This window comes from Stenotrophomonas sp. PS02301, from assembly GCF_029959485.1.
In the GTDB taxonomy this organism is placed as follows: Bacteria; Pseudomonadota; Gammaproteobacteria; order Xanthomonadales; family Xanthomonadaceae; genus Stenotrophomonas; species Stenotrophomonas maltophilia_Z.
The window spans coordinates 1-18,554 of the sequence record NZ_JASCOO010000057.1; the positions used below are offsets into that span (position 1 = coordinate 1).

The following is an 18,554-nucleotide window of genomic DNA, read 5'->3' on the forward strand; positions in this document are numbered from 1 at the left end:
CCGCCACCGCCACCGCCACCGCCGCCGCCGCCGCCAGATCCAGACCCTGATCCTCCGCCGCTTCCTCCACCGGATCCGCCGCCGCAACCGCCGGTGCCGCCGCCGGACCCGCCACTTCCGCCGCCGGTGCCGCCGACGCCCCCCATGCCCACGCCGGCCTACCGGCAGGAGGTGTCGCTGGCCGCGGCATTGCCAACCATGGCAGCAATCTACGGCCGAGCCGTGGTTGATACGTTGCATGAGCGCGTAGGCGAAGAGCATATGCTGCAGCAACGGGACGACCTCTCGTCAGGAGGGACTGGCCTTGCTGGCGCGTGGTTACGCGTGCTGCATCATGACGGCGAACGTGACGGAGGGAGCCAGGGCATCTACGGAGACCGGGGACCGGGCTTCGACTATGCGTTCGATGTGCTGCAGGTTGGCGTGGACCTGTACCGCTCTCTCAGCGAGGACGGCAGCCACCAGCACGCCGGCAGCTACCTGGCCTATGGGAAGGCTCGTGGTCGAGTGCGTCATACCTTCCCTGACTACGAGTTCCATGCCGGCACCGACGAGTTCGACGCGCGCACTATCGGCACATACTGGACAGCGTTCTCCCCCCGTGGCGCGTACGTGGATGTCGTTGCTCAATACACCTGGTATGACTTCCGTGCGCGGTCCACCCGCCTGCCGGACATCTTCACCAATGGCGATGGCGTGCTTGCTTCCGTGGAAGCCGGCTGGCCGTGGCTTATCGGGCAAGCCGGCAGTGGCGAGCCCAGCCGGACAGGCTGGCGCATCGAGCCCCAGGCTCAATTGATCTGGCAGAAGATCACGCTGGACGACTTGGTCGATGCCGTTGCACGGGTCCGTTACACCGATGGCGATTCCACCGTGGGCCGACTGGGCCTGCGGCTTAATCGTACCGGCGAGAGAGCGGTCAGCTCAGGTATGCGCGCCACAAGTTGGTGGATACGCGCCAACGCTTGGCACCAGTTCAGCGGCACACCGACCACCGAGTTTTCCAGTGCACGCGGCTACGTCCCCTTTACCGCCGACCTTGGCGACAGTTGGGGCGAAGCAGGGGTGGGCGGTACCTGGCAGGTCAGCGCTACCGGCTATTTTTTTGCAGACGCCGACTACACGTGGAGCTTTGACGGCGAAGAGACCTCATGGAACGCAAAGGTAGGCATGCGCTGGCATTGGTAGAGCTTGAAATCCAGCAGCAAGGTCCAGTACCAATGGGGTCCATGCTTGGGCGCCTAAGGAATCATCTACTTGGACGTGAGCATTTTACGTAGAGGGAGCGGCTGCTATTGGCCGGAAGCGGACCCTGGCCCAACGGGTAGGGTAGGGGAACTGCTATCCAACATTAGGATTAGGGATGTCTATCGGGGGTGTGGAAGACACCCTTCCTTTGTTTCAAGCCGGCTGCGCTGGCACGGGCAATAAGCAGGAACCAAGGCTTTAGATCGCACTGGGCCGACGACCCCGCTGACTGATGGCATTGCCCGTTGATGAATTCTGCAATGGGTGACAATCTACGCTGCAGCTACCTCGGGCCTCAAATGGATGATCGAGTCAACTTATTGGCGGCAAGAGCTGCGCGCAGAAGTGCTGTGGCTCAAGCGGCATCGCAAGTATCGAAGATGGTCCGAGAAGCAGCTGGTTCTGTATGAGCGCCGTCTAATGCTAGTGGCCTTCCAGGTCCGCTCCTTGCTTGAGCGCTCCAAGGTCAACGATCGTGCTCGAAGCGTTCGGCTACCTGCAATTCGCTACAAGAAGATCGGCATCAAGCCATTCACATCTTTAGGCGCAGGATTCCCGGAAGATCGATTTGACATTGCGAATCCTGAGACTGTTGATCTGAGCATTCTCGATGTTTGCAATCAGCTCATTCACTACTACTGGATGCAGACATGGTCAGAGGGCACTGCGTTCAAGGGCATGCTCGTCTTCTCTGACTACATGCGGCATAAGTGGGCCTACGAATTCTTGATCGAAGACCTAATACGCATCTTCAGCGTAGTTGCAGATGAATCCTCTGCGGTCACCGGTATCAGCTTTGAGTGGAACGATAAAAAGCAAGACTACGTGACTCACTACGCTCGCTGATGGCGAAAGGCACGGGCACCTAGCCATTGCTCCGCACCATCTCTTCATTACGCTCCTTTAAGACGATAGGCTCTAGCCCGGCGGGGAAGCCTCGGCCGGGCAGGGGATTAGGAAGATTTATCGAGGGTAGGGCAGGTCCGCTATCAATCCAACGCTGACAGGTCGAGTCGAGACCACGCTTCACTGAGGATCGGCTTTTCGGCCAATTCTTGCCCGCACCGACATGTTTGTAAGAGGTCGCTTGCTTTGATGCGGCCAATGCCGCCCTCCCTACGGCAACACAGTGAGTAGCAGCTTTCCCGGCTTCCACAGGTCGCCGGCTGAGCTACGAATGTAGCTAGAATGGTAGCCGCACTCGGAGTAGGAACTATGGGATACGACCCTTTTGAAGACAGTGAACTAGCGAATCTCCCGCCGGAGGCCTATGGCAATGTCTTCGATACAGACGGCCCATTCGATCCTGACGACAACTGGCTCAGAACCGCAGAGCGCGATGACCAACTCACTGCGATGCGGGAGTGGTTTCTGGCTCGCTATTGCGACCCTGCCGATGAGACTCCCTACAACGGCCGGGAAGGGGGCTACTTGTTCATCCATGGCGGCCCCTATGATCCAGGGGACGAGATACCTGACCGTTTCTCCGGAATAGTGGACGAAGACCTGATTCAAGAGGTAGTTGATGAGTTGGTGGGCGAGCACGGCGACGCCTGGGCCCCCATTAATCACGCTCCAGATGACGAATGGGACGAGCGTTTCGATTTCGACGTAAGTGCCCGCTCCGCACCACTTGCGAAGCTCAGAGAGCGGCTCGCACAAGCTAAGAAGATACTTGGCTTGCAGGGCGATGCAGAAGCTAAAGACCTAGCTATGAAACTGGTCTTCAGTAATTCTATCGGTGTTTTGGAGGCGTTCCTTTACGAGACGGTCTACTACTGGGTCGACAACGATGAAGCGGCTCTGGAGAGCATCGTCAGGAGGCTTCCGGTCTTTCGAGACGAAAAAATCACTTTGGGCGAGATGTTTGAGCGTCAAAAAGGGTTAGTGACCCATGTCAAAGGCCACCTGCAGAACATGGTCTGGCATCGCTGGGACAAAGTGGTGCCGTTCTTTAAGCTTGGACTGGAGATCAAGCTACCAAGCCTGAAGGCATTCGATGCACCGCTTCAGAAGCGCCACGACATCGTTCACCGGGGCGGACACGACAAGGCGGGAAATTCCGTGCAGATTTCGCGTGAGGAGCTTGATGCGCTATTCGTCGCCATCGACGCGTTCGCTTTCGAGGTGGACAAGCTACTCATTGAGCGCGCTGACAAAGTGGCCGTAGTGGATGAAGAGTTTCCCGACTTCTAGAAACAGGCATCCTGATTCCTCGCGTCCGATTGATGCTGGACATCCAGACCCCGGTCGCTGCCGCCACCTGCGTTGCACGTCAAATGGCGGGGGCGCTGAGACAAGTGATAATCCTGAAGGAGTAGGGACGTGCTGATAACGATGGTCGAGATTGGGAACTACCGGAAGCTGTTGGCCGCGCGCATTGCTTTCGCCCCCGATAAGACGGTCCTGGTGGGCGCCAACAATAGTGGCAAGACCTCCGCCATGACCGCGCTGCGTCGTTTCCTTGTCGATACGCGTGGGTTTTCCATCAACGATCTGTCGCTTGCGCATTGGCAAGCCCTGAATGCGCAAGGGGAGACTTGGGAGGCGGCTATAGCCGCGGACACAGAGTTGCCTGCGCCCGGCATTCTGGAGTTCCTGCCGCAGCTGGATGTGTGGCTCCAAGTCAAGAAGGGCGAGATGCATTACGTGCAGAAGCTGCTTCCGACGCTGGATTGGAAGACCGCCCCTCTTGGCGTTCGGTTTCGCTTTGAGCCCGAAGATGCCGTCAAGTTCCAGCAGGAGTACATCGCGGCGAGAAGGAAGGCGGCCGACATCACGCTCGCTGCAGCCCAAGCTGTCGAAGGGAAGGAAGATCCGCCCCAATTGGAGCTCTGGCCGCTCAATCTGATCGACTTTCTGGAGCGTCGCCTGCGGACCTTCTTTAAAGTGAAGGCATATTTGTTGGACCCGGCGAAAGTCGAGGAACCCACTGATGGCGTTGCCCGCATGCAGGCCCTGTCCGATGACGCCGAGCCCATTGAGGGCAATCCACTCGACGGCCTCATCCAGATCGATGAAATCAGCGCGCAGCGAGGTTTCGGGGCCACCAGTAACCGTACGCAGCGCGAGGATGCAGGCGCAGATGCACGCAGTGCAGGTCGGCTCTCCACCCAGCTTCGCTCTTACTATGACAGGCACTTGGACTGGCGTGATACCCCGGAACTGACCGATATCAAGGCCATGGAGGCACTGGAGAAGGCGCGCAAGGCCTTCGATGACAGGCTATCGGAAGCTTTCGACAAAGCGCTGATCGAACTGCAGAAGCTTGGCTATCCGGGCATATCCGACCCGAAGCTGAAGATTGCTACCAAGCTCAAGCTGCAGGACGGCTTGAGCCATGAGTCCGCCATTCAGTACGAAATCCCCGCGGCGGCGGGTGAGCATATGCACCGCCTGCCGGAAGACTCCAACGGACTGGGTTACCAGAACTTGGTCTCAATGGTCTTCAACCTGATGAGCTATCGCGATGCATGGATGCGGGTGGGCAAAGCCGGAACAGGACACGATGTAAAGCCCACCCCGCCGCTGCACCTGATGTTGGTCGAAGAGCCCGAGGCGTATCTCCATGCCCAGGTGCAACAGGTGTTCATCAGGCACGCCTATAACGTGCTACGCAATGATCCTGCCCTTGGAAAGTCGCTTGATTTCAGCACGCAACTTGTCGTGAGCACCCATTCCAGCCACATCGCCCATGCCTGCGATTTTGCGGCGCTTCGCTACTTCCGGCGGCTTCCCCCTTCCGAGGGGCGCAAGACCCCCACCGCCTGCGTGGTCAATCTCTCATCAGTCTTCGGCAAACCGGACCAGACGGAAAAGTTTGTGGCGCGCTACCTCAAGGCGACGCATTGCGACCTGTTCTTCGCCGACGCCGCTATTTTCATCGAAGGCAGCGCCGAGCGCATCCTTGTTCCCAATTTCGTCGAACAGGCCGATGTATTCGAGTATCTGCGGACGCGCTATATCACCTGGTTGGAGGTGGGCGGCAGCCATGCGCACCGGTTCAAGGGTCTGGTGGACACCTTGGGCCTGACGACATTGATCATCACCGACCTCGACGCGAAGGATCCGGCTTCCAACGAAGCCAGGACGCCGGCGCTAGGCAAGGGACTTGAAGCGCGCAATGAAACGCTGCGCTCTTGGGCACCCAAGCAGACCGATGTCGATATCCTCATGAAGCTGGAGGAGAAGGAGAAAGCCATCGTTCATCCCAATGGCTATGCCGTGCGCTCCGCATATCAGACGGGAGAGAAACTGAAGCTCGGGGCAGACGATGTGGAGATCCACGCCAACACGTTCGAAGACGCCTTGCTCTACAGGAATTTTGATTTTTTCAAGGCCCGCAGGGCCACTGGCCTAGCGGGCAAGTTCCAGGCCATCGCCGATGCCGCTCAAGACGGCAATCAGCTGAAAGCCGATGTCGCCAAGGCGATCAAGGAAGGGGATAAGGCTGAGTTCGCCCTCGAGCTCTTGTTCAGCGACGACATTGAGCAACTCCATGTGCCGGCCTATATCGAGCATGGATTGCTGTGGCTGGCCGAGCAGCTGAAGCGCAAGGAGGCCGATCTTGCTCCCAAGGCCGGTGCAGCATGACCATTGAGGCCGCCGCAGTCCCCAACGATGAACTCGATCGTCATGTGGACGAGGAGATCAAACACTGCCTCGATCCCCAGGCTCCCAGAAGCTTCTTCCTGTTCGCCGGAGCTGGCTCGGGTAAGACTCGCTCGCTGGTGGGAGCCCTGGACTACCTCCGCGACACGGCCGGCGCACGCCTGAGAGTCCGTGGGCAGAAGGTCGCGGTCGTCACCTACACCAAGGCAGCGCGTGATGAAATTATCCGGCGCACGCAATTTGATCCCATCATCGCCGTGTCCACGATCCACAGTTTTGCCTGGACCTTGATTGAAGGATTCAACCACGACATCCGGGAGTGGCTCCGGGTTTCACTCAAGGCCGACATTGAGGACCTGCAAGCCAAGGAAGCCAAGGGGCGCGCAGGCACGAAAGCATCCGCGGAGCGGATCGCCGACATCGCGTCCAAGACACGACGACTAGCCCGACTCGACACGACCAAGACCTTCGTCTACAGCCCTGACGGTGACAACCGGGGTAGGGACTCGCTCAATCACGCCGAAGTGCTACATCTGGCGGGGGATTTCTTGAAGTCCAAGCCCGTGCTCCGGCACATCCTGCGCGATGGCTACCCCTACATACTGGTTGACGAAAGCCAAGATACAAACCGTCATATCGTGGAAGCCTTGTTCACCTTCCAGGCCGCGCACAAGGACGAAGTTGTGGTCGGCCTCTTCGGCGACATGATGCAGCGCATCTACGGCGATGGTCAGCCGGGCTTGGGCGAGAACCTGCCCGATGACTGGGCCACACCGACCAAGCGGCTGAACTTCCGGTGCCCGCGGCGAGTCATCGAGCTCATTAACAAGATTCGCGAGTCCACCGATCAGCAGACCCAGATCCCCCGTAGCGCCGCGATCGATGGGCATGTGCGGATGTTCGTGCTTCCCTCCGAAGGGATCGATAAGGTCGCCGCGGAGAAGGCCATCTGCGCACACATGGCCGCTATTACTGCCGATCAGGAGTGGCTGGATGAGGATGCGGTCAAAGTGCTCATCCTAGAGCATCGTATGGCGGCCCTTCGGATGGGGTTTGATGATTTGCTGGCAGCGCTCTATCCGGTAACACAGTTTCGGACGTCGTTGCTGGATGGGTCACTGCCTGCAGTCAACTTCTTCTCGAACCTGATCCTTCCCCTATGGGACGCCAAGGACGACAAGTTTGGCACCGCACGGATCATGCGGGCAGCTTCACCCCTGTTGAGCCCATCTGCGCTGAAGCATGCTCCTGATCAGTTTGAGCAGCTGGCCCGTGCGCAGGCGGCCGTGGATGCGCTGATTGCACTGCTCGATGGCAATCCGTCCGTGACGTTTGGTGAGATCCTTCATAACGTGGCCAAGACCGGTCTTTTCCCAATTCCCGACACGCTCAATGTGGCCTTGGCTGCCGCTGCCGCCGAAGCGGGCGATGCTGAGGACGAGCAGGAGCGCAGCGATCGAGACAAAGCCATCGCCGAGTTTTTAGCGATTCCCTTTTTGCAGGTACGGGCCTATGCCAAATACGTAAGTGGCAAGGCGCGTTTTGATACGCATCAGGGCGTGAAAGGACTCGAGTTCCCCCGCGTCATGGTCGTCATGGATGATCACGAGGCGCGCGGCTTCCTGTTCAAGTACGAAAAGCTTTTCGGCGGCGGCGCTGACGACGGTCAAACCGCATCGACCCGTCGGTTGCTCTACGTTACCTGCAGCCGCGCGGAACGCTCACTTGCATTGGTCGCTTACGCCGCCAATCCGGCACGGATTGGGGATCAGCTCCTAACCACGGGCTGGCTCAAGCCCGAAGAGGTCTCGATCGGCCTGCCATAAGCCTTCTCGGCCCCAGTCAGGGACCGGGCCACTCGGCATGAAAATTCCTATTGTTTCTAATCCTCCAGCAGTCGAGCAGCTGGATTCGCTGAAGCTCCGCCGGTCTGGAAGTATCCAATTACACTCGAGACCGCCCGGTGCTCCGTCAGTTGCATGATCGCCGGCAGCGCCACCCCTTGGCGGCTGGCCTCGGTCACAAATCCCGACCTGAGACTGTGCCCGCCAAAATCCCCCTCCAGCCCGGCCAGGCGAGCCCGCCGCTGCACGATCTCGCCTACCGCGGCGGGGGACAGGGCAGGGCCAACGCGCTGTTTCCATAGCCGCCGGAAGATCGCCCCTTCGGTGATCCCGGACGCTTCGAGCCAGTCCTCCAGCGCCAACGCGGCCCGATCGAGCACCGGCTTGTCCGGGGTCGAGGCGGCGGTGACGCCGGCCTGCTGGGTCTTGCTGTGCTCCAGACGGTAGATATAACCCGCCTCGCCGATCCGCCGTAGGTCGCGCAAGTCGGCGGCGGCAATCTCGCTGCGCCGGCGCCCGCCGCTGGCGAACCCAAAGCAGAGGAGGGCGCGGTCCCGGATTCCTTCTAGGCTGTAGTCGCAGGTGGCCAGCATCGCCTCGAGCTCGGTCAGGGTGATTGCGGTCTTCTTGCGCGGTCGCTCGCCGCGTTTGACCGAAGCGCGGGCCGCACGACTGAGCACGGTGCGGATCGCCGGCTGCTCGCAGGGATTCGGCTGCTGCTTGAGTCGGTGCGCCGTGGACAGCACTGCCACCCGATGCCGGACGGTGGACAAAGTCCAAGAACCCAGCTTGGCCTTCAGGCCAGCGTCCACCAAGGCCTGGTCAACCGCCGGCGGCAGTTCCCACGCCAGCTCGCCGTCGGCGTTGCGCCGGACCACATGGTCGACCACGAACTGCAGCACGGCGGCCCCGGGATCGTCGGTCCGGGGTGTAGGGGCAGCGCCCCTACGGGCAACGCTTTATCCGCGCTTGGGTCCTCGTGGCCCACGTGACATATGGACCACGTTGGAAGGTTCGGCGCCGGTACCGGGATCACCCATGCCCAACCGCCGTTCTCTGCGAGTTCTGACGTACTCGCGCAGGTATACGACGCTGGAATCCGTTGTGGTGCAGCGCTTTCCAGATGCTGCCGATCGCGTGGGCCGCGGCCGGGCTTCCTCCATCATCAGCCGCCATTCCCGTGCGATGTTGCAGGTCAGTGACCACCAGGTCATGTCGCAGGGTTCAAGGCTGTGGCCCTCAGGGGTGAACATATGGCCCCCCTGAAAACCGAAACCGGCCCAAGGGCCGGTCATGTCGATACGGTCGTGCGGGTCCATCGTGGTCATGCTGCGATCTCGTCCTTGTTGGGCTCCCGGGCAGGGAGGCAAGACTTGATCCACATCCAGATCCACACCAGACGCCTCGTTATCCTATTTCGCATAATGTATAGAGGGTGCCGCATCAAATCCGCTCACGGCCGCCTGTACGTCGCGAGGCGAGGCGAAGCCCACCCCTAGCGCTAGGGCCATTGCGGTCGCGGCAAGTCGTCGCCAGACCGCCTTCTCCTCGCGACTGATAGCGCGCGCCTCTCCGACCACGCCAAGCACCTGGGCAAGGGGAATTCCCGTAATACCCGCGATAGTTGCGCACGTCACGGTGTCCGGAAACTTCTTACCGCCCCGCCAGTTGCTCACCGCCTGACGTGATACGCCTAGCTTTCGGGAAAGGTCGCTGTCAGAAGCCGCACCGCTGGCCTCAACTGCGCGGTTGAGGATGTCCTCGAAATTCATTTGTCCACCCATCGTTGACATGTTGTCCACCCCCAGTGTACTTTCCCACCTGTCCACCGGCGGTGGACACCCGCCAGCCGATCCCCCTAGGTCGCTGGCGGGGTTCTAGGGGCTAGGGGAGGGGTAGGGCGCATGAGTCCTTTCGTGATCTTGGTACCGGTCCTGATCGCCGCAGCGATCAAGGGCGTTCTCGCATACCTGCGCTATCGCCGGAACCTCGGGAGGCTCTTCCCGTGACGGCACATCTGATTGTCCTCGTGCTGATTGGCTGCACCGTCGCCATCGCCTACGGCGTGGCAGTCTTCCCGCGCAAGCTGCGCGACACCATCGAAGCCGCCCGGCCGAACCCTGCCCGCGAGGCACAAGCACAGGCCGAAGCGCTGGCCGAACTCTTCCGTAACGAAATCGACGCCACGAAGCGTGGCGACCTGCTGGCTGCTGCTGGCTTTGCCGAGCGCGCAGAGGTGATCCGTGGCTGACGGCGCGGGAGCGGCGGCAGGACTCCCCTCGTCTAACAGGGGAGTCAGTGAATTCAGGAACGAGGATGGCACCCTGACGGTCGGCATTGACTGGCTTTCAGCTTCGGTGGATTTGTTCGCGGCTCTCCGCGAAACCGGGTTCCTTGATCGCGACGGCCAGGATGAGGTGCGCCAGTGGATCGACGCCAGCGCGGATAACGCCCGCATCGCGGCGCTGCAAGTTTTCTGCTGGTTCTTCGCCGGGCTCGGCCTCGAACTGGACGACACCGCCAGTGGTGGTCGCTTCTACACATGGCGCGTCAAGATCATCAACGCGAGCAAGCAGTTCGTGGGCATGATCGAACTCGGAGGCGAGGAGTGCCGTCGCGCTGATGGCACATATACCGCCCGGATCGAGCTTACCGGTGACGGCTGCAAGACCCTGAGCGCAGCGCGCTGCGGCCATGCGAAGCGGTGGCTGGAGCTTCGAGCGAAGCTCGAAAGCTGCGCGGGAAGACTAACCCGTGTGGACGTGTGCGCAGATGACCTGATCGGCAAGTATCCACTGCGCCTCGCACAGCAGTGGTATGCCGAGGGCGAGTTCGACAATCGCGGTCAGCGCCCCAAGGCACAAACGGTGGACGACCACGATAGCGGCGACGGCAAGACGTTCTATGTCGGCGGCAAGAAGTCTGAAAAGCAACTGCGGGTGTACGAGAAGGGCAGGGAGCAGGGCGACAAGGGATCCGAATGGGTGCGCTACGAGGCTCAGTTCCGCAACTCCAACCGCAAAGAACTGTCCCTCGATCTGCTGCGTGATCCGGCGTCCTACCTGCTCGGTGCGTACCCGGTACTGAAGTTTCTCCATTGCGTCGCGACCCGCCTTGAAATCACGAAAGCCGCAGTGGAGGCAACGTGGAAAAGCGCACGTCGCCACCTCCGCCGCCAGTACGGCGCAACCCTGACATTCATCGTTAAGAACTGCCCAACGCCCGATGCGTTGCAGGCGGTGATCGAATCCTGCACCTCGCCAAAGCTGCCGAGGTGGGCAACAGGTGACACAGCAGCGCATTGGCCCGAAATCGCGGCCGTACAACTAACCCAAGAGGGGTAACACCATGAGCGTCAAAGTCACTGTCCTGAAGAACGAAATCGATGAGCGCGGCGGCAGCTTCAAGAACGACGCTGGTGACAACGTCGAATACACCACGCGCAAGCAGAAGGCCCGGCTGGAGGCAGGTGGATTCGCCTACCCGTTCGATGTTCGCCTGGACAAGGGGCAGCACGGCTATCCCGAAGGCGAGTACGAGCTCGACATCGAATCGATGTTGCAGGTCAACAAGGGCGTTGCATCGCTCAGCAAGTTCACCGTGCTGCGCCAGCTTGGCAAGCCCTCGTTGCGTCCCAGCGCCGCTCCGTAATCCAACACGGCTCACGCCAGTGCTTTAGCGCGGGCGTGAGCCATAGGAGTTCCCATGGAAGAGACCGTTCTCACGCTGTACTGCAAACAGGCTGATTTTGATGCCTCTACCGGTCAGTGCGCGTACCCCTTCTATGGACCAGCGCCGATGCTGCTGCCGCCCATCAGCGTTTCAGAGGCCCTGCTCATCTCCGCGTCTATCGCGGGATGCTGGGGGGTCGGTTTCATGATCCGGCAAGCCCGCCGGGTCACAGGCGGCTAAATCCCAACCAAGAGAGAGAGAGAGTCATGAAGAAGATCATCAATCTGCGTTCCAAGCTGCGCGGCGTCGCCACCAAGGCTGCTGCCGTCGTCTCCACCGCCATGGTCGCCGCTCCGGCGTTTGCTGGCGAACTCGCCACTGCCGCCGCCGATGGCATGGACAAAACCGAGCTCTACGCGATCGGCGCCGCAGTTCTCACGCTGTGCGGCGTGGTGGTGCTGATCAAGAAGGGCCAGCGCGCCTCCGGCGGCTGAGGCCAGGTCAACAGTAGGGGCGGGGAAACCCGCCCCTTTTTCAATTAGGGGACACGCCATGGCGTACGCCGGATATTTCGTGATGATTGGCATGCTGGGGGCAATATGGCTTGCACTCGACGGTTGACATCGCTTCCATGCATCTTGTTGGTGCTTTTCCTATCAACGTTTGGCATTCATCGCGCCCACGCGCTTGACTACCCCGATCAAGGCGCTGCCTGGGCTGGTTGTTTAGCCCAGGCTGGTGAAGCGCCGACTGACAAGAGCTACGCCAAGGGCGCTTGTACTCTTAGCACGACAACGTACAACTGCGCGCAGAAATTCATCGGCTCTGGATCAACCGGACCTCGTGGCTGCGGCCTAGCATTCAGCCCTGCTCGCGATAGCAACCACAGGTTTCCCACGGGGAAGAGTTGCGCAACGCGCTCTGCGTATACAGGCGTCGGACCGTGGAGTTCTGGCGGTGCTGCGCGTAATGGCAGTATCGGCTGTAAGGACGGTTGTGACGGCGTGTGGTCCCGCAACTCAGATAGTTCTATGACGTGGCAGGGCACGGGTGCCCTTTGCCCGGAGAACGAGAAAGGCACGTGCGATAACTACGGTGACGGCTTTTACTGGAACGCCGTTCTCAACGTATGCGAGCCGCCGGAGGGCAAGTGTGGAGGTCGCCCTCAGAATTCGCTGGGCCAGTGTGCGCCGGAACCTTGCCCTGATGGGATGACGCTTCAAGCGGATGGCACGTGCAAGAACAAGGGTAATGAATGCCCTGCCGGTCAGATCAAGAGCCCGGCTGGGAACTGCCTTCCGGGTGACGGTCAGTGTGCCCAGGGCGAAGTGCGTGGCAAGGATGGCACTTGCAAGAAGGACAGCGACGGCGACGGCGAGCCTGATGAGGGGGAAGAGGGCGGTGAGGGTCCTGACGGCAAAAAGAAAGATGAATTCTCAGGCGGCGATGATTGCAAAACGCCCCCGACTTGCAGCGGCTCTCCGATCATGTGCGGGCAGGCGCGAATTCAATGGCGCATCGACTGCAACACCCGCAAAAATCGCAATGTCGCTGGGGGAACCTGCAACGCCACGCCTGTCTGTACCGGGGAGAAATGCGACGCGCTTGAGTACAGCGGGCTTCTCATGCAGTGGCGCACCGCTTGCGCGACCGAAAAGCTTGCCCAAGGCAACAACGGCAACGGCAATGCGCAGCCAGCATGGACCATGGTCGGCGGCATGTCGCAGGACCCCGGTGCAGGGTCATCTGCTAACGACACCAAGGTTTTATCGGTCAAGAAGCTCAGCGTTGATGACTTGGATCAGTCCGGCATTGGGGGTGGCGGTGGCGGATGCATCGGGTTCGCCGCTTCCGGCGGCAGTGGCATGGGCGCTGGTTTCGCCGAAGCAATGGCCTCTCCCCCTGCGTTTTTCTGCAACTACATCGGGGTGCTTAGGGCCATCTGCATTCTCGGCGCTGCAGTCGTAAGCGTCTTCATTCTCGTCAGTGGAGGTAAGTCCTAATGCCCCTAGTCATTGGCGCCCTTGTGAGCATGTTGCTGCAGGGCCTTCGGCAGTACCTCCCGGGCATCCTTGGTCGCGTGCTTCTTGCGTTCGGCATTGGCTTGGTGACTCACGAAATTGCAATGCCGCCGATCAAGGCATTCATCGCAGGCAAGGTCGCCGGCCTTGGTCCAGTGCTCGTCGCGTACTGGGACGCAACGGGTTTTGGCATCGCCGTCACCATGATCCTATCTGCATGGACCGCTGCTCGCGCCCAAGCAGCAATCCTGTCAAAGCTGGGTTCCTGATGGCTCTCTACCTCGTAACCGGTCAGCCCGGTCATGGCAAAACCGCCTACGCCCTGGACAAAGCGTTCAAGTTCAAGAATGAGGGCAGGGCGATCTATGCCCATGGCGTCAAGGATCTCGACTATGGCAAGGCAGGCTTCACCTACCTAGAGAATCCCTCCGAGTGGGAGCAGCTGCCCGATGGCGCTGTCATCCTCCTTGATGAGTGCTACACGGCGCTTCCAAACCGCAACCCCGGTGCAAAGGTACCGGCACACGTTGAGGCCATGGCGCGCCACCGTCACCGTGGCTTCGATTTCATCTTGATCGCGCAGCAGGGTTTGCAGCTTGATCCGTTCCTGCGAGGCCTCTACGAAGAGCACGTCCATGTCCGGCAGACATCGATCATCCGTTCAAAGACCAAGCTCAAGCGCTGGAACCAGTATCAAAGCAACGTCCAGACCGCGTGTAGCGATACCGTTGATTGGGTTCGCCCCAAGTACGTTTTCGACTACTACACCAGCACCACCATGGTCACGACGAAGCGTCAGCTTCCCATGTGGATACGGTGGGTCATGGTCGGCGTCGTCGCGCTGGCGGTCTTGCTGCTTGTCGTCAGGTGGTACTTCGCCGCCAAGATCGCGGGTGTGGAGGGGGGGCGTCCACCGGCTACCGAACCGATCACGCGTGCGGCCGCAACTGCCGGGAGCGTAGCGACGGTGGGTGCGGACGCGGCGCGCGTGTACGAAACGCCTACCGACTACGCCAAAGCACATCTGCCGCGCTTCGGAACGATGCCCTGGACAGCGCCGATCTATGACCAACGTGCAATCACCAGCGATCCGCAGCTGATTTGCATGTCGAGCATGGAAGGTCTTGACGGCAACGGAAAACGCTCCGAGGCATCGTGTACGTGCATGACAGAGCAGGGCACCCGCTACGACCTCTCCCAGCCTGAGTGCCGCACACTTGCGCGCCACGGGCCGGTCTACAACCCGTACAAGCAGCAGCGCGACATGCAAGCCGGGGCAGGCTTGCCCGGCTCCGCACAGGCCCAACCTGCTATTGGACCCGTCCCGGACATGCCGACAGGCGGCGACGCGATAATCAGCGTGGGAGAGCGCCCCATAGGCACGTTCCCCGAATCGGTCCAGAACCGATACGGCGGCGGATGACGTTACGCTGAGCTATCATGCCCAAAATTGCGGGCGGGGGGCTTATGGCAATTCTCGATTACAGCAAGGAAATCACGTCACTTGCCGTTGGCATCCTAAGCTTGCTTGGAAAGTGGATTGGCAAGCCTCGAATTTCCATGGCATGGGGCCACAGAACGTCAATCAGCCATATATTGCCGCCATTTACTGATGGTGATGGAAATATCACTCTCCCGGCCCCGGTTCTGAACGTCAGCTCTTTTTACGTGCGCAATACAGGAAAAGCTCCACTTACAGGCATTGTCATAGTCCTGAACTTCCCACCTCAGTCATTCAACCTTTGGCCGCCACGGCCATTTGACAGGGAAACTATCGCCCATAATCGGATCGCGATATCCGTGTCTACGTTGGCCCCGGGTGAAGACCTCTGGTTTGAGATGGCGGCAGTACAAGCGGATGTGCCCTCAATAATCAGCGTGCGCAGCAAAGAGGCAATAGCACGCCCGATCGCGATGGCCCTGCTACCAATTGCTCCGCCATGGCGCATCCGAACTATTCAAGCGCTATCGGCGTCGGGAGTAGTAGCTGTGGTCTACGTCGGGTTGTGGCTGCTAACGGGGCTGCTAACCAATAACTGGAGCTGGCTCAGGGGCTTCAGCTAAGGCCGAGGGGTGTAGGGGCATCGCCCCTACGGTTGCCGCGTCACCCGCGCTTGGGGCGTCGTGGCCCACGCGACATATGGACCACATTTGACGGTTCGGCGCCGGTACCGGGATCACCCATGCCCAACCGCCGTTCTCTGCGAATTCTGACGTACTCGCGCAGGTAGACCACGCTGGAATCCATTGTGCCGCAGGGCCTTCCAGATGCTGCCGATCGCGTCCGCCGCGGCCGGGCTTCCTCCATCATCAGCCGCCATTCCCGTGCGATATTGCAGGTCAGCGACCACCAGGTCATGTCGCACGGTTCGAGGTGATGGCCCTCAGGGGTGAACATATGGCCTCCCTGAAAGCCGAAACCGGCCCAAGGGCCGGTCATGTCGATGCGGTCGTGCGGGTCCATCGTGGTCATGCTGCGATCTCGTCCTTGTTGGGTTCCCGGGAAGGGAGGCAAGACTTGATCCACAGCCAAACCCAAGAAAGACGGCCAATCACCCATTTCGCATAATGTATATTATGTTAAACCTCAGCCGGTACTACGGAGGCCTGATCCGCCTGTCGGCTTTCCTAATTGTTGTCAATTTTACCCTTAACCCTGCCAGCCATTGATTTCATTGAGGTTTTTGTTACTCAGATGACAGCATCTAGGGAAACAGAGTGGCCGCATAAGAGCGTTCGCCCAGGCGCCTTCTCCATAGTTCCGAGTGCCTGTAAGGCACCCCGAAGAAATTGGGGTACGCTCTGACAATGGACAAGCCCGATGCCCGACCCACCGAATTTGGCTCTGCTGAGGACTTTGCTGAAAAGGCAAAGAGCCACACTCAGTGGTTCCAGGCAAAGGTCGAGCGCGCCCTGGCTGACAGTAGGCCGACGATTCCGCACGACCAAGTGATCACTGAAGTACGCGCCGCAATCGCCGCTGCCGCGAAGCCGAAGACACTCACGTGAGCCTATGGTGCCTTGGCCGTGGCCTTCTTAGCTCGTTTTGAAGCTTTCTTAGGAGATTTTTGAGCTTGCTGATTTCGCCGAAGCGCTGCCTCGAATTCGGCGGGCAGACTTTGGAGCCTCGCAAGTTGCTCCTCAAGCGCGGCGCTCCTTCCGCGCTGGTTGTCCGCCTCAGCGGTTGCCGAACTGGCTGCGGCTTGCGCTCGCTCCACGGCATGCCGGAGGTCCGCCTCAACGCCGGCGTGTTTCTTTACCGTCGCAGCAAGCTGCGCTTGCAGCAGTCTGACTTCTTGCCGGGCCTGATCTACGTCTCGTAGCGCTCGATCCTCGGCAGATCTGACGTACTGGCCAAGCGATTCTCGCTCAGATCTCGCCAACTCCTGGACTTCCTGCACCCTAGCGTCGAGTGAATCCCGCGCTGCCTCCAGCAGTTCCACACGCTGATGACTGGATTTCAGTTGTTGCTTCAGCTCGCCGATCTGGGCATGGAGTTGCTCCACTAGTCTCTGAAGCTCTGTCGCACGTGCAGTGGCAAGCTTCTCCGAAAGATCGGCTGCCTCTGAAAGAGAGCGTATCTCGCTCGCCTGTTTTTCTAACTCCTCCTGCTGACGGTGGTGCTCTTCGCGCTCAGCTGAGAGCTCCCGCCTGGCCTCGGCCAGATCTACCAGGGCCGCCTCTCGAGCATGCTGTAGGGCCAGTGCCCACCACTGCCCGGCGATCTCCGCAAGAACGGCGGGAGCGTCCTTCAGATCTGGTCGCTCCGGCTGCAGGCGAGTGCCTAGATTCTTCCACCAAGTCTCCAGCCAGCGCGTCACCGTGTTGGGTGACCCCGTACCAAGGTGGCCGCGGATGCGCTCTACCGTTGGTCGCTCGCCGCTGGCGACCAGTTCGTCAGCAGCCGTGTGAACGTCGGATTCGGTGATGCCGCGAGCCATAGAATTGCCTCCTGTATGGGCACCCTGCCCCGTTGATTCCGTACTGGCGATAAGTGATGATTATCGCGGGTACGGCCTTCTTTGCGTAGCGTACATTACATATTATGAAAGATATTTCTACAATTCCCGTTTCCGCCGCGACGGCCACCTCTCTGGCACTGCCCGAACAGCTGGCCCAACAGGCTGCCGATGCGGTCCGCGAGCTGCTGGCCGAAGCTGCGGCCGAGAACACCACCCGCAGCTACACCAGCGCCCTGCGGTACTGGGCGGGCTGGCATGCGGCGCGCTACGGCATCGAGCTGGCTTTACCGGTACCCGAAGCCACCGTGCTGCAGTTCGTGGTCGATCACGTACAGCGCCGCTCAACCGACGGCGAATTGGCATGGGAACTGCCACCAGCCGTCGACCAAGCCTTGGTGACCGCCGGCCTTAAGGCCAAACTTGGCCCCTGGACCTTGGCCACAGTGCGCCATCGCGTTGCCGTGCTGTCCACCGCGCACCGACTCAAGCAAGTGACCAATCCCTGCGAGCAGCCGGTAATCCGCACCGTGCTCAGTCGCGCGGCGCGGGCCGCGGTCAAGCGCGGCGAGCGCCCACGCAAGAAGACTGCGATCACCCTGGCCGAGCTGGAGGCCATATTGGCCACCTGCGACGATAGCCTGGAAGGAATTCGGGATCGCGCCCTACTCTGCTTCGGCTTTGCCAGTGGCGGGCGCCGGCGCAGCGAGATCGCCGCCGCCGATCTTCGCGACCTGCGTCGGATTGGCGAGGCGGGCTATATCTACCGGCTGGAGCACAGCAAGACGCAGCAAGCCGGCGTCACGGCCACGTCGACACCGGATAAGCCGGTGCTCGATCGGGCCGCCCTCGCCCTGCAGGACTGGCTGGACGCAGCCGGGATCAGCGAAGGGGCGATTTTCCGGCGGCTGTGGAAGCGGCGCGTCGGCCCTGCTCTGTCTCCGGCCGCTGTAGGCGAGATCGTACAGCGGCGGGCGCGACTGGCCGGACTGGAGGGGGATTTTGGTGGACATAGTCTCAGGTCAGGGTTCGTGACTGAGGCAAGCCGCCAAGGGGTGGCACTTCCCGCGATCATGCAGCTTACCGAGCACCGGTCTGTGTCGAGTGTGGTGGGGTATTTTCAAACAGGTGGAACGACAGCCAATCCGGCTGCACGGCTTTTGGAAGATACCTAGAGATCGGAGAGAGAATTGGGCGCA

Annotated in this window: 19 protein-coding genes and 1 pseudogene; 16 read left to right on the forward strand and 4 right to left on the reverse strand. The window is 60.4% G+C overall.

Translation table 11 applies throughout. The annotated features are described in order from the left end of the window. Window positions 1-93: 93 nt before the first annotated feature. The 5 genes from QMX81_RS13855 (at window position 94) to QMX81_RS13875 (ending at window position 7,685) form a co-directional block, all read left to right on the forward strand. Window positions 94-1,188, forward strand: a complete 1,095-nt coding sequence (locus QMX81_RS13855; protein ID WP_282262353.1) for an autotransporter outer membrane beta-barrel domain-containing protein — start codon at window positions 94-96, stop codon at window positions 1,186-1,188. A gap of 324 nt (window positions 1,189-1,512) precedes the next feature. Beyond that, window positions 1,513-2,094 carry a hypothetical protein gene (locus QMX81_RS13860; RefSeq protein ID WP_220668888.1) on the forward strand — a complete coding sequence of 194 codons (582 nt, stop codon included), beginning with the start codon at window positions 1,513-1,515 and terminating at the stop codon, window positions 2,092-2,094. Window positions 2,095-2,463: 369 nt separating this feature from the next. Then, window positions 2,464-3,444, forward strand: a complete 981-nt coding sequence (locus QMX81_RS13865) for a hypothetical protein (protein ID WP_121036827.1) — start codon at window positions 2,464-2,466, stop codon at window positions 3,442-3,444. A 129-nt stretch (window positions 3,445-3,573) separates the two neighbouring features. Next, window positions 3,574-5,841 carry an AAA family ATPase gene (locus QMX81_RS13870; protein ID WP_282262317.1) on the forward strand — a complete coding sequence of 756 codons (2,268 nt, stop codon included), beginning with the start codon at window positions 3,574-3,576 and terminating at the stop codon, window positions 5,839-5,841. Beyond that, a complete protein-coding gene (locus QMX81_RS13875) occupies window positions 5,838-7,685 on the forward strand; it encodes a UvrD-helicase domain-containing protein (protein WP_282262319.1) in 1,848 nt (615 codons plus the stop codon). The genes QMX81_RS13870 and QMX81_RS13875 overlap by 4 nt, the downstream gene beginning before the upstream one ends. A 56-nt stretch (window positions 7,686-7,741) precedes the next feature. On the opposite strand, the pseudogene QMX81_RS13880 reads toward QMX81_RS13875, so the two are convergent. Together QMX81_RS13880 and QMX81_RS13885 are read right to left on the reverse strand one after the other, a co-directional pair. Then, window positions 7,742-8,611: pseudogene (locus tag QMX81_RS13880) on the reverse strand (site-specific integrase); the annotation flags it as partial. Between the two features lie 51 nt (window positions 8,612-8,662). Beyond that, window positions 8,663-9,031: a DUF3653 domain-containing protein gene (locus QMX81_RS13885; RefSeq protein ID WP_121036824.1), complete on the reverse strand. Its 369-nt coding sequence runs from the start codon at window positions 9,029-9,031 to the stop codon at window positions 8,663-8,665. A 677-nt stretch (window positions 9,032-9,708) separates the two neighbouring features. On the opposite strand from QMX81_RS13885, the gene QMX81_RS13890 reads away from it, so the two are divergent. The 9 genes from QMX81_RS13890 (at window position 9,709) to QMX81_RS13930 (ending at window position 15,460) form a co-directional block, all read left to right on the forward strand. Then, the gene (locus tag QMX81_RS13890; protein WP_282262322.1) at window positions 9,709-9,954 is read left to right on the forward strand and encodes a hypothetical protein; all 246 of its coding nucleotides are present in this window, start codon (window positions 9,709-9,711) and stop codon (window positions 9,952-9,954) included. After that, on the forward strand, window positions 9,947-11,047 hold the full coding sequence (locus QMX81_RS13895; RefSeq protein ID WP_282262324.1) for a replication initiation factor domain-containing protein: 1,101 nt from the start codon (window positions 9,947-9,949) through the stop codon (window positions 11,045-11,047). Before QMX81_RS13890 ends, QMX81_RS13895 begins: the two co-directional genes overlap by 8 nt. A 4-nt stretch (window positions 11,048-11,051) precedes the next feature. After that, entirely contained in the window at window positions 11,052-11,354 is a 303-nt protein-coding gene (locus QMX81_RS13900; protein ID WP_282262326.1) for a single-stranded DNA-binding protein, read from the forward strand. Between the two features lie 54 nt (window positions 11,355-11,408). Then, a complete protein-coding gene (locus QMX81_RS13905) occupies window positions 11,409-11,615 on the forward strand; it encodes a hypothetical protein (RefSeq protein ID WP_282262328.1) in 207 nt (68 codons plus the stop codon). Between the two features lie 26 nt (window positions 11,616-11,641). Continuing rightward, window positions 11,642-11,869: a hypothetical protein gene (locus QMX81_RS13910; RefSeq protein WP_282262330.1), complete on the forward strand. Its 228-nt coding sequence runs from the start codon at window positions 11,642-11,644 to the stop codon at window positions 11,867-11,869. Window positions 11,870-12,586: 717 nt separating this feature from the next. Further along, window positions 12,587-13,378 carry a hypothetical protein gene (locus QMX81_RS13915; protein ID WP_282262332.1) on the forward strand — a complete coding sequence of 264 codons (792 nt, stop codon included), beginning with the start codon at window positions 12,587-12,589 and terminating at the stop codon, window positions 13,376-13,378. A 29-nt stretch (window positions 13,379-13,407) separates the two neighbouring features. Beyond that, window positions 13,408-13,665: a DUF2523 family protein gene (locus QMX81_RS13920; RefSeq protein WP_282262354.1), complete on the forward strand. Its 258-nt coding sequence runs from the start codon at window positions 13,408-13,410 to the stop codon at window positions 13,663-13,665. Continuing rightward, window positions 13,665-14,819: a zonular occludens toxin domain-containing protein gene (locus QMX81_RS13925; protein ID WP_282262334.1), complete on the forward strand. Its 1,155-nt coding sequence runs from the start codon at window positions 13,665-13,667 to the stop codon at window positions 14,817-14,819. Before QMX81_RS13920 ends, QMX81_RS13925 begins: the two co-directional genes overlap by 1 nt. Before the next feature lie 44 nt (window positions 14,820-14,863). After that, window positions 14,864-15,460 carry a hypothetical protein gene (locus tag QMX81_RS13930; protein WP_282262335.1) on the forward strand — a complete coding sequence of 199 codons (597 nt, stop codon included), beginning with the start codon at window positions 14,864-14,866 and terminating at the stop codon, window positions 15,458-15,460. 40 nt (window positions 15,461-15,500) lie between these two features. Here QMX81_RS13930 and QMX81_RS13935 read toward each other — a convergent pair whose 3' ends face one another. Further along, on the reverse strand, window positions 15,501-15,869 hold the full coding sequence (locus tag QMX81_RS13935) for a DUF3653 domain-containing protein (protein WP_282262337.1): 369 nt from the start codon (window positions 15,867-15,869) through the stop codon (window positions 15,501-15,503). 335 nt (window positions 15,870-16,204) lie between these two features. On the opposite strand from QMX81_RS13935, the gene QMX81_RS13940 reads away from it, so the two are divergent. Beyond that, the gene (locus tag QMX81_RS13940; protein ID WP_282262339.1) at window positions 16,205-16,405 is read left to right on the forward strand and encodes an antitoxin; all 201 of its coding nucleotides are present in this window, start codon (window positions 16,205-16,207) and stop codon (window positions 16,403-16,405) included. 2 nt (window positions 16,406-16,407) lie between these two features. Here QMX81_RS13940 and QMX81_RS13945 read toward each other — a convergent pair whose 3' ends face one another. After that, complete coding sequence (locus tag QMX81_RS13945; RefSeq protein WP_282262341.1) at window positions 16,408-17,337, reverse strand: DNA-binding protein; 930 nt, start codon at window positions 17,335-17,337, stop codon at window positions 16,408-16,410. A 104-nt stretch (window positions 17,338-17,441) separates the two neighbouring features. Here QMX81_RS13945 and QMX81_RS13950 point away from each other — a divergent pair, with 104 nt between their 5' ends. Then, complete coding sequence (locus QMX81_RS13950) at window positions 17,442-18,530, forward strand: site-specific integrase (protein WP_282262343.1); 1,089 nt, start codon at window positions 17,442-17,444, stop codon at window positions 18,528-18,530. The last annotated feature ends 24 nt before the right edge of the window (window positions 18,531-18,554 follow it).

What these genes read in the sequence shown, in the direction of transcription:
- QMX81_RS13865 (WP_121036827.1), top strand. Translation starts at nt 2,464, where the DNA reads ATGGGATACGACCCTTTTGAAGACAGTGAACTAGCGAATCTCCCGCCG.
- QMX81_RS13875 (WP_282262319.1), top strand. Translation starts at nt 5,838, where the DNA reads ATGACCATTGAGGCCGCCGCAGTCCCCAACGATGAACTCGATCGTCAT.
- QMX81_RS13885 (WP_121036824.1), bottom strand. Translation starts at nt 9,031, where the DNA reads ATGACCACGATGGACCCGCACGACCGTATCGACATGACCGGCCCTTGG.
- QMX81_RS13900 (WP_282262326.1), top strand. Translation starts at nt 11,052, where the DNA reads ATGAGCGTCAAAGTCACTGTCCTGAAGAACGAAATCGATGAGCGCGGC.
- QMX81_RS13905 (WP_282262328.1), top strand. Translation starts at nt 11,409, where the DNA reads ATGGAAGAGACCGTTCTCACGCTGTACTGCAAACAGGCTGATTTTGAT.
- QMX81_RS13910 (WP_282262330.1), top strand. Translation starts at nt 11,642, where the DNA reads ATGAAGAAGATCATCAATCTGCGTTCCAAGCTGCGCGGCGTCGCCACC.
- QMX81_RS13915 (WP_282262332.1), top strand. Translation starts at nt 12,587, where the DNA reads ATGACGCTTCAAGCGGATGGCACGTGCAAGAACAAGGGTAATGAATGC.
- QMX81_RS13920 (WP_282262354.1), top strand. Translation starts at nt 13,408, where the DNA reads ATGTTGCTGCAGGGCCTTCGGCAGTACCTCCCGGGCATCCTTGGTCGC.
- QMX81_RS13925 (WP_282262334.1), top strand. Translation starts at nt 13,665, where the DNA reads ATGGCTCTCTACCTCGTAACCGGTCAGCCCGGTCATGGCAAAACCGCC.
- QMX81_RS13930 (WP_282262335.1), top strand. Translation starts at nt 14,864, where the DNA reads ATGGCAATTCTCGATTACAGCAAGGAAATCACGTCACTTGCCGTTGGC.
- QMX81_RS13935 (WP_282262337.1), bottom strand. Translation starts at nt 15,869, where the DNA reads ATGACCACGATGGACCCGCACGACCGCATCGACATGACCGGCCCTTGG.
- QMX81_RS13940 (WP_282262339.1), top strand. Translation starts at nt 16,205, where the DNA reads ATGGACAAGCCCGATGCCCGACCCACCGAATTTGGCTCTGCTGAGGAC.
- QMX81_RS13945 (WP_282262341.1), bottom strand. Translation starts at nt 17,337, where the DNA reads ATGGCTCGCGGCATCACCGAATCCGACGTTCACACGGCTGCTGACGAA.
- QMX81_RS13950 (WP_282262343.1), top strand. Translation starts at nt 17,442, where the DNA reads ATGAAAGATATTTCTACAATTCCCGTTTCCGCCGCGACGGCCACCTCT.